At 73.2% G+C, this 8731-nt stretch carries 8 protein-coding genes; 5 read left to right on the forward strand and 3 right to left on the reverse strand.

Annotated elements, in window-relative coordinates; all coding sequences use genetic code 11:
- Positions 1 to 85: 85 nt before the first annotated feature.
- A complete protein-coding gene (locus FL583_RS20870; protein WP_170323771.1) occupies positions 86 to 868 on the forward strand; it encodes an SDR family oxidoreductase in 783 nt (260 codons plus the stop codon).
- Complete coding sequence (locus FL583_RS20875; protein ID WP_142706378.1) at positions 865 to 1926, forward strand: TIGR03885 family FMN-dependent LLM class oxidoreductase; 1062 nt, start codon at positions 865 to 867, stop codon at positions 1924 to 1926. Before FL583_RS20870 ends, FL583_RS20875 begins: the two co-directional genes overlap by 4 nt.
- A 29-nt stretch (positions 1927 to 1955) precedes the next feature.
- On the opposite strand, the gene FL583_RS20880 is transcribed toward FL583_RS20875, so the two are convergent.
- Entirely contained in the window at positions 1956 to 2504 is a 549-nt protein-coding gene (locus FL583_RS20880; protein WP_142706379.1) for a hypothetical protein, read from the reverse strand.
- A 10-nt stretch (positions 2505 to 2514) separates the two neighbouring features.
- Positions 2515 to 3363 carry an ATP-grasp domain-containing protein gene (locus tag FL583_RS20885; protein ID WP_142706380.1) on the reverse strand — a complete coding sequence of 283 codons (849 nt, stop codon included), beginning with the start codon at positions 3361 to 3363 and terminating at the stop codon, positions 2515 to 2517.
- Between the two features lie 84 nt (positions 3364 to 3447).
- On the opposite strand from FL583_RS20885, the gene FL583_RS20890 reads away from it, so the two are divergent.
- Both FL583_RS20890 and hrpB read left to right on the forward strand, forming a co-directional pair.
- Positions 3448 to 4044, forward strand: a complete 597-nt coding sequence (locus FL583_RS20890; RefSeq protein WP_142706381.1) for a DUF998 domain-containing protein — start codon at positions 3448 to 3450, stop codon at positions 4042 to 4044.
- Entirely contained in the window at positions 4028 to 6583 is a 2556-nt protein-coding gene (gene hrpB, locus FL583_RS20895) for an ATP-dependent helicase HrpB (protein ID WP_142706382.1), read from the forward strand. Before FL583_RS20890 ends, hrpB begins: the two co-directional genes overlap by 17 nt.
- On the opposite strand, the gene FL583_RS20900 is transcribed toward hrpB, so the two are convergent.
- The gene (locus FL583_RS20900; RefSeq protein ID WP_205752311.1) at positions 6558 to 7295 is read right to left on the reverse strand and encodes a TetR/AcrR family transcriptional regulator; all 738 of its coding nucleotides are present in this window, start codon (positions 7293 to 7295) and stop codon (positions 6558 to 6560) included. The two genes, hrpB and FL583_RS20900, sit on opposite strands and share 26 nt — an antisense overlap.
- Positions 7296 to 7463: 168 nt before the next feature.
- Between FL583_RS20900 and FL583_RS20905 the strand changes: the two genes are divergently transcribed.
- Positions 7464 to 8731 (forward strand): MMPL family transporter (locus FL583_RS20905; RefSeq protein ID WP_142706383.1); only part of this gene is annotated, 1268 nt, incomplete at its 3' end.

Consider the following 8731-nt stretch of genomic DNA (forward strand, 5'->3'; position numbering starts at 1 on the left):
GATGTGCTCGTCGTCACGTTCACGCGGCTGTCACGTTTCGGCCCGCCCGGGTGTCGATAGAGCGACGACGAGCGAGGAGACGGCGATGGACGTGCTGGTGGTGGGCGGTACCGGGGAAGCCGGGCGGGCCGCGGTACGGGCCCTGGTCGCGCGGGGGCACACGGTGCGGGCACTGAGCCGCTCGGGAAAGACCGACGTGCCCGGGGCGATCGGGTACCGCGCCGACCTGACCACCGGCGACGGCCTCGACCAGGCCCTGAGCAACGTCGACGCGGTGATCGACGCGTTCAACGTGCAGTCCCAGTCGTACGCGGTCGCGCGGGCCGCGTTCGTCGGCGCGACCGAGCGGTTGCTCGCAGCGGAAAGAGACGCAGGCGTCCGGCACCACGTGCTGCTCTCGATCGTCGCGATCGACGACTCGCCGTACGCGTACTACCGGGCCAAGGAGGCCCAGGAGCAGGCGGTCGTCGCCGGCGGGGTGCCGTACACGATCCTGCGCGCCACCCAGTTCCACGAGTTCGCCGGCCAGCTGGCCGGCCGGCTCAAGTTCGGCCCGTTCGTGCTGGTCCCGCAGTTCGTGACCCGTCCGGTCGCGGTCTCCGAGGTCGGCGAGGCCCTGGCCGACGCGGTGGAGGCCGGGTCGTCCGGGCGCGCGCCCGACCTGTTCGGACCGCGCGTCGAGCGGGTGTCGGACATGGCCCGCCGCACGCTGAAGGCCCACGGGACCAGGGCGGTCGTCGTCCCGTTGCCGCTGCCCGGGAAGGTCGGCGCGATGATGCGGTCGGGCCACGCCGGCGGCGACGGCGTCGGGCGCGAGAGCCACCTGACGTTCGACGAGTGGGTCCGGGGGGAATCCGCCAGGGCATGACCGTCTACGGCGTCCACGCGTCCCACGAGCAGCTCCACCCCTCCGACCTGCTGGCCGCGGTGGCCAAAGCGGAACGCCTCGGGTTCACCGCCGCCATGTCGTCCGACCACTTCTCGCCCTGGAGCGCCCGGCAGGGCCACTCGGCGTTCGCGTGGTCGTGGCTCGGCGCCGCGCTGCAGGCGACCGACCTGCCGTTCGGCGTCGTGAACGCGCCCGGGCAGCGGTACCACCCGGCGATCATCGCGCAGGCGATCAGCACGCTCGGCGCGATGTTCCCGGGGCGGTTCTGGGCCGCGCTGGGCTCCGGCGAGGCCAGCAACGAGCACATCACCGGCGCCCCGTGGCCCCGCAAGGACGTCCGGAACGCGCGCTTACTCGAGTGCATCGAGATCATCCGGGCCCTGCTGGCCGGGGAGGAGGTGAGCCACCAGGGGCTCGTCACCGTCGATCGGGCCCGGCTGTGGACCCGTCCGGAGGTCGAGCCCGCGCTGGTCGGCGCGGCCGTCAGCGTCGAGACCGCGCGGTGGTGCGCGTCCTGGGCCGACGGGTTGATCACCGTGGGTGCGCCGGTGCACCACTTGAAGAAGATGATCGACGCCTATCGGGACGCCGGGGGCCGCGGGCCGATCAACCTGCAGATCCACCTCAGCTGGGCGGAGACGGCCGACGAAGCCGAGGCGATCGCGCTGGAGCAGTGGCGCAGCAACGTGTTCGCGCCGCCGGTGTGCTGGGACCTGGAGATGACCGATCACTTCGACGTCGTGTCCGAGCGGGTCGGCATCGACCAGGTGCGCGAGGTCGTGAACGTCAGCGCTGACCTCGGGCAGCACACGGCCTGGCTGGCCGAGTACGCGGCGCTGGGCGTCGACGGCATCTACCTGCACCACGTCGGACAGGACCTCGACCCGTTCCTGGACGCGTTCGCCGACAAGGTGCTGCCCCAGTTGGACGTCACGAAGGCCCCGGAAGCCCGCTCCCTGCACGAGAAGGACGAGCAGGCCGGCGCCCCGGGTGGCCTCCCCTCCGGAGAAGGCCCCCAGCCCACCGGCCTTCCTTAGTGGGCGGGCTCCAGGTCAGAACCATTCGGTCAGCGGCCGCGGCGGCGGACGGCCTCGCGCTTGGTCGGCGGCGGGGTCAGGCGGCGGGTTCCCGGCCACTCGAGCGTCAGTTCGGCGCCGATCGCCAGCGCACCCCACCGCGCCTCGGCCGCGTGCAGCGCGGCCACCGCTCGCGAGACCTCGGCCACCGGCACCGGATCCGTCTGCGTCGCGAACCACTGGCGGTACAGCGCCCCGATGTCGTCGCCGGCCGCCGCCGCCTCCACGAAGCCGCCGATCAGCTCGGCCCGCTGCAGGCGGTCGCGGTGCGTCCGGATCAGCTCGGCCGACCGTTCGGCGGCGTGCGGCGGCCGCCGCCCGGACACGTGCGTCATGCTCCGGAACACCACGCCGCCGGCGATCGCGCCCCAGATCCCGTCCGAGATCCGCAGCGCGTCCTCGACCGTGAAGTGCACGAGGTCGTGCGGCAGCTCCGCGGTCATCGGGCCGGCGCCCATCCGGTACACGACGTGGTCGTCCCGCTCGATCAGAACGGAACCCCACTCGTGGTCCGGCAGGCGCGTGAACGTGACCCTCACCCTTCGAGGATCACCCGCCGAGCAACCGCTTTACCGCGGCCAGCAGCCGGTCCTCCGCCCCGGGGGCCGACGTCAGGAACAGGTGCGGCTCGATCAGCTCCGCTTCCATGACGATCGGCTGCCCGGCGTCGTCCAGCACCAGGTCGATCCGGCCGTACAGCGGCGGCACCGGCGCGGACGCCAGCACCGCGCGGGCCAGCGCGTGCTCGGCGTCGCTGGGCGTGTACGGCCGCGGGTCGGGATGAGACTGTTCGCCCCGCAGCCCGGACGCCGTCACGAGCACCGCACCCTTCACGATCGCATGGCTGAACTCGCCTCCGACGTAGACGATCGCCCGCTCGCCGTCGGTCTCCACCCGCCGCTGGTACGGCTGCACCATCGCGGTGAACCCGGCGTCCTGCAACCCGCGGACGTGCTCGGGAGCACCGTCCGGACTCCGGAAACGCCGGGCGCCCCGGGCACCTCCGCCGACGGTCGGCTTCACCACGAAGTCGTCGTAGGACGGCAGGTCGACGCCCGGCGTCAGGAACGTCGTCGGGACGGTCGGTACACCGGCCGCGGCCAGGTCACCGAGGTACGTCTTCACCGAGTTCCACCGGACGATCGCCGGGTCGTTCACCAGCCGGGTCACCGCGCCGGTCGCGTCCGCCCAGGCCTGGAACTGCGCGAGCTTCGCCGGGTAGTTCCAGGTCGAGCGGATCAGCGCCAGGTCGTACCGCTCCCACGCGACCGCCGGGTCGTCCCACGCGACCACGTCGGCGTCCAGCCCGGCCCGCGCGGCGGCGTCCGGGAGCAGCGACAACTCGGTGTCCGGCACCGGCGTTTCGGTGGCCGTGACGAAGGCGATCCGTGAACCCATGTCACCCACCCTAGAGTCAGCTCTACCGACGTCCGGGGGCCAGTATCCGTGCCGCCGCGACCCCGAGCTGATGAGCTGACCGGCGTGAAAACACTTCTCGGCGCCCTCGCCCTGGCGACGGCCGGGCTCGCGTTCTTCGTCGGCCAGCTCGTCGTCCAGTCGGCCTGGACCACCCCGTTCAGCTGGGCCGACAACAACATCAGCGACCTGGGCATGGTGTCCTGCGGCGACTGGGGCGACCCGGCCCGGTACGTCTGCTCGCCGTGGCACGCCGGCATGAACGCGGTGTTCGTCGCCAACGGGATCCTGATCGCGATCGGGGCGCTCCTCGCGGTGCCCCGCCGGCTGGCCCGGGTCCTGTTGCTCGCGGCCGCGGTCGGGTGCGTGCTGGTCGGCCTGGCGCCCGCCGACCTCGACGAGAACCGGCACGTGCTCGGGGCCGCGCTCGTGTTCGTGCTCGGCAACGCCGGGATCATCGCGGTCCGGAAGCCGCTGCCGGTCGTGCTGGGAGCCGTCGGCCTGGTCGCCACCGGGCTGCACCTCAGCCGGCACGGGCTGGGGCTCGGCGTGGCCGGGATGGAGCGCCTGGCGGTGTTCCCGCTGTTCGCCTGGTTCCTGATCGAGGGCGTGCGGCTCGTCGCGGCCCGCCGGATACCGTCGGAACGTGCTGACGCTGCCTGACCTCCCCGTGCGTCCGGCGCTGCCACGGATCGTGGACGCGCTGGCCGACGGGGGAGCGGCGGTGCTCGTCGCCCCGCCCGGCAGCGGAAAGACGACGCTGGTGCCGCTCGCACTCGCGGCCGGCATCGACCGGAGGATCGTCGTCGCCGAGCCGCGCCGGGTGGCCGCCAGGGCGGCGGCGGCCCGGATGGCGTCGCTGCTGGGGGAGCGGGTCGGCGAGACCGTCGGGTACACGGTCCGGGGCGACCGCACGACCGGCCCGCGCACCCGCATCGACGTGGTCACGACCGGGGTGCTGGTCCGCCGCCTGCAACGCGACCCGGAGCTGCCGGGCGTCGGCGCGGTGATCCTCGACGAGATCCACGAGCGTCACCTCGACTCCAACCTCGCGCTCGCGTTCACCCAGGACGCCAGGGGAACGCTGCGGCCGGACCTCTCGCTGCTGGCCACGTCCGCGACCGTGGCGTCGGAGCGGCTGTCGGAGCTCCTCGGCGGTCCGGTGCTCGAGGTCCCGGGCTCACCGCACCCGGTGCGCACGGTCTGGTGCCCACCGCCGGTCGCGCTCCAGGGCCGGACCGACCCGCGGCTGCTCGACCACGTCGCCGCGGTGGTGCGCCGGGCGTTGTCGGAGACCGACGGCGACCTGCTGGTCTTCCTGCCCGGCGCAGCCGAGATCGGCGGCGTTTCCCGCCGTCTCGGCTCGGTCGACGCGACGGTCGCGGTCCTGCACGGGCGCCTGGCCTCGCGCGATCAGGACGCCGTCCTGCGGCCGGCGGCCGGGAGGCGTCGAATCGTGCTGGCGACCGCGGTCGCCGAGAGCAGCCTGACCGTGCCCGGGGTCCGGGTCGTGGTTGACGCCGGGCTGGCCCGGGTGCCCCGGATGGACCAGGGACGGGGCCTCGGCGCGCTGGTGACCGTGCCCGAATCCCGGGCGACCGCGACCCAGCGAGCCGGTCGCGCGGGCCGGGAAGCGCCCGGGACCGTGTACCGGTGTTGGTCGGAGGCCGATCACGCGCGGATGCCGGCCTGGCCCGAGCCGGAGATCGCGGCCGCCGACCTGACGCCGTTCGCCCTCGACCTGGCCTGCTGGGGGACGCCGTCCGGCGAGGGCCTCGCGCTGCCCGATCCGCCGCCGCCCGCCGCGATGGAGGTGGCGCGCACGACGTTGCGGGCCCTCGGCGCCCTCGACACCGACGGCCGGGTGACGCCCCGCGGCCGGACACTCGCCACGATGGGCGTCCACCCCCGGCTGGCCCGGGCGCTGCTCGACGGCGGTCCGGTGGTAGGCCCGCGCCGGGCCGCCGAGGTCGTGGCGCTGCTGGCCGACGACACGCTCACCAGCGGCGCGAGCGACCTGACCGCGGCCTGGCGGGTACTCCGCGACGGCTCGATCCCCGACCGGGCCCGCCGCTGGCGCGACGAGGCCGGCCGCCTGGCGGCGTCGGCGCGCGAGGCCGATCCCGCGGCACCGGCGGACCGCCCCGCCGGCGAGCGCGGACCGGCCGCGCCCGTCGATCGGCGGAGCCCGGCGGCGCCCGTCGGTCGGCGGAGCCCGGCCGCGGCCGGGCTCCCGGACGATCTGGCGGCCGGCCTGATCGTCGGGATGGCCTACCCCGAGCGGCTCGCGCTGCGCCGGGCGGACGCCGGCCGGAGTTACCTGATGGCCGGCGGCACCGCGGCCGACCTCGCGGAAGCGTCCTCCCTCGGCGGCACTCGCTGGCTGGCGATCGCGGTCGCCGACCGCTCGCCCGGGCACGCCAACGCCCGGATCCGGCTCGCGGTCGCGATCGACGAGGCCACCGCGGTCGACGCCGGGTCCAACCTCCTCACCACCGAGGACGAGATCCGCTGGGACGACGGCGAGCTGCTCTCCCGGCGAATCGACAAGCTCGGCGCGATCCCGCTGGCCGAGCGCGCGATCGACCCGGACGTCAACATACGGGCGGACGCCGTCCTGGCCGGCGTCAAAAAAGAGGGCCTGAACCGGCTGCGGTGGGACACGGACGCGCGCGTCCTGCGGGAGCGCCTGGCGTTCGCCCACGCCGCCCTCGGGCCGCCCTGGCCGGCCATGGACGACGGGACGCTGCTGGACCGGGCCGCGGAGTGGCTCGGCCCGGACCTGACCCGGGTCCGCCGCCGGGCCGACCTGGCCAAGGTCGACGCCGGAGCCGCGCTGCGGCGGCTGCTGCCCTGGCCCGAGGCGGCCCGCCTCGACGAGCTCGTCCCCGAGCGCCTGGCGGTACCCAGCGGATCGAAGATCCGCGTCGACTACCGCGACCCGGCCGCGCCGGTGCTCGCGGTCAAGGTGCAGGAGGCGTTCGGCTGGACCGCGACCCCGACGGTGGCGGGCGTCCCGGTCCGCCTGCACCTGCTCTCACCGGCCGGACGTCCGGTCGCGGTGACGTCGGACCTGGAGTCGTTCTGGCGCACCGGCTACCCCAGCGTGCGGGCCGAGCTCCGCGGCCGGTACCCGAAACACCCCTGGCCCGACGACCCGACGACGGCGACGCCGACTAGGCGGACCACCCGTCCCCGATAGCCGGTGCCCGGTAGAGCTCGCTGATGCCGAGGACGTCGGCCAGGCTGCGCAGCTCGGCCTCGAACATCGGCCCGGCGTCCGAGAGCGCGAACTTGAGCTGCCCGAACACCTCCATCGACACCGTGCCGTAGAGCCGGATCCAGGCGCTCAGGAAGACTTGGGTGACGCCCAGGGGTAGCGGCTGCGGGAAGCAGTCGTTCCAGGTCTGGAGCTGTTCGCGCAGCTGGGGCTCGATCTCGTCGTCGGCCGGGATCGGGAACGGCCGGGTCAGGAACAGCTCGGTGATCAGGTTGCCGAAGACCTGGCCGAACCGCTCGCCGGTGGGGTCGACCGAGCCGTCGGACGGCCGGTCCAGCCCGATCGCCGAGCTGGTGAACACCAGCGTGAACTCGGCCGGATAGGCCATCGCCCAGCGGCGGAACTCGCGGCTGACCGCCAGCAGCTTCTTGACCAGCTCGGTCTCGGCGTCGCGGACCTGCTCCAGCGACTCGGTCAGCTCGAGTTTCAGCTCGGCGACCAGCGCGGCGATCAGGTCTTCGCGGCTCGCGTAGTAGCGGTACAGCGCCGGCGCGGACATCCCCATCGCCCGGGCTATCGCGCGCAGCGAGAGCCCGTCGTACCCCTCGGTGACCAGCATTCGGCGCGCGGTGGTCTGGATCTCCTCGACCGTTTCGGCCCGGAGCCTCTCGCGACGAGTGAGCGGTGCAGTCACTTCGGTCCTCCTTCGACGACGCTGCCGAAGCCTAACGCGGTAGCGAACACCCGTTGTTGAGTAAATAGTATTGCTTTCGCGAACAGTGTATGCAAGATTGTCGGGCGTACGCAGCTTACAGTGTTCGCACTGCGATCAGAGATCGCACGATGCCCGGAGGGGGCAACGATGTTCGAGCGACTCGGGCGGACGATGTACCGCCGACGGTGGGTGGTCCTCGGTCTTGCCGTGGCCTTCATCGCGTTCGGCGGCATCTGGGGAACCCAGGTGTTCGGCCAGCTGATCGGGGGCGGGTTCGACAACCCGTCCAGCGAGAGCACCCGCGCCATCGAGAAAGCGGACGCGGACCTCGGGCGGGACGGCGCCGACGTCATCGTCCTGTACCGCAGCGCGACCACGACCGTGGACGACCCGTCGTTCGCATCGGCGGTCGACGGCACGCTGTCGAAGCTGCCCAGCGACGTCGTGACCAGGACGGCGACGTACTGGAGCACGAAGAGTCCGGGGCTGGTCAGCCACGACAAGCACGCGACCTACGCGGTGCTGACCCTGAAGGGCGACGACGACGAAGCCCGCGCCGACGCCCTCGACGAGATCCACGACGACCTGGCCGCCCCGGGGTTACAGACGCAGGTCGGCGGCCCGGCCGCGATCAACCGGGACATCAACACCCAGGTGTCCGAGGACATCGCGACCGCCGAGTCGCTCTCGATGCCGGTGCTGCTGGTCCTGCTCGTGATCATCTTCGGCAGCCTGGCGGCGGCGAGCCTGCCGTTGGCGGTGGGTGGTCTGGCGATCCTGGGGGCGTTCACCGCGCTGCGTGGTCTGAGTTACGTGACCGACGTGTCGGTGTTCTCGGTCAACGTGGTCACGATCCTCGGGCTGGGCCTGGCGATCGACTACGGGTTGTTCATGGTCGGGCGGTTCCGCGAGGAGCTGTCCCGCGGCGCGACCACGGAAGACGCGGTCGCCCGGACGATGGCCACGGCCGGCCGGACGGTCGCGGTCTCCGGCGTCACGGTGGCGGTCTCGCTGGCCGGGCTGCTGATCTTCCCGCTCGCGTTCCTGCGCTCGATGGGCCTCGGCGGCCTCTCCGCGGTGCTGGTCGCGATGATCGCCGCGCTGACCGTGCTGCCCGCCCTGCTGGGCGTGCTCGGGCACCGGGTGGATGCCTTGTCGGTGCGACGCCTCTTCCGCCGCAAGGCCGCGGTTCAGGTCGAACGCGGGTTCTGGTACCGCCTGGCGCACAGCATCATGCGTCGTCCGGTGGTGTACGCGGTCGGTGTGCTGGCGGTGTTGTTGCTGGCCGGGGCGCCGTTCCTGCGGGTGGAGTTCGGGGGGATCGACGCGCGGGCGTTGCCGTCGGGGACCGAGAGCCGGGTGGTGTCGGAGACCCTGGATCGGGATTTCGTGCGGAACGGTCAGTCGCCGATCAC

The organism is Cryptosporangium phraense (genome assembly GCF_006912135.1).
GTDB lineage: Bacteria > Actinomycetota > Actinomycetes > Mycobacteriales > Cryptosporangiaceae > Cryptosporangium > Cryptosporangium phraense.

Bases quoted from the DNA above. Each gene is read 5' to 3' on its own strand.
- FL583_RS20875 (WP_142706378.1), top strand. From the start codon at position 865: ATGACCGTCTACGGCGTCCACGCGTCCCACGAGCAGCTCCACCCCTCC.
- FL583_RS20885 (WP_142706380.1), bottom strand. From the start codon at position 3,363: ATGGGTTCACGGATCGCCTTCGTCACGGCCACCGAAACGCCGGTGCCG.
- FL583_RS20870 (WP_170323771.1), top strand. From the start codon at position 86: ATGGACGTGCTGGTGGTGGGCGGTACCGGGGAAGCCGGGCGGGCCGCG.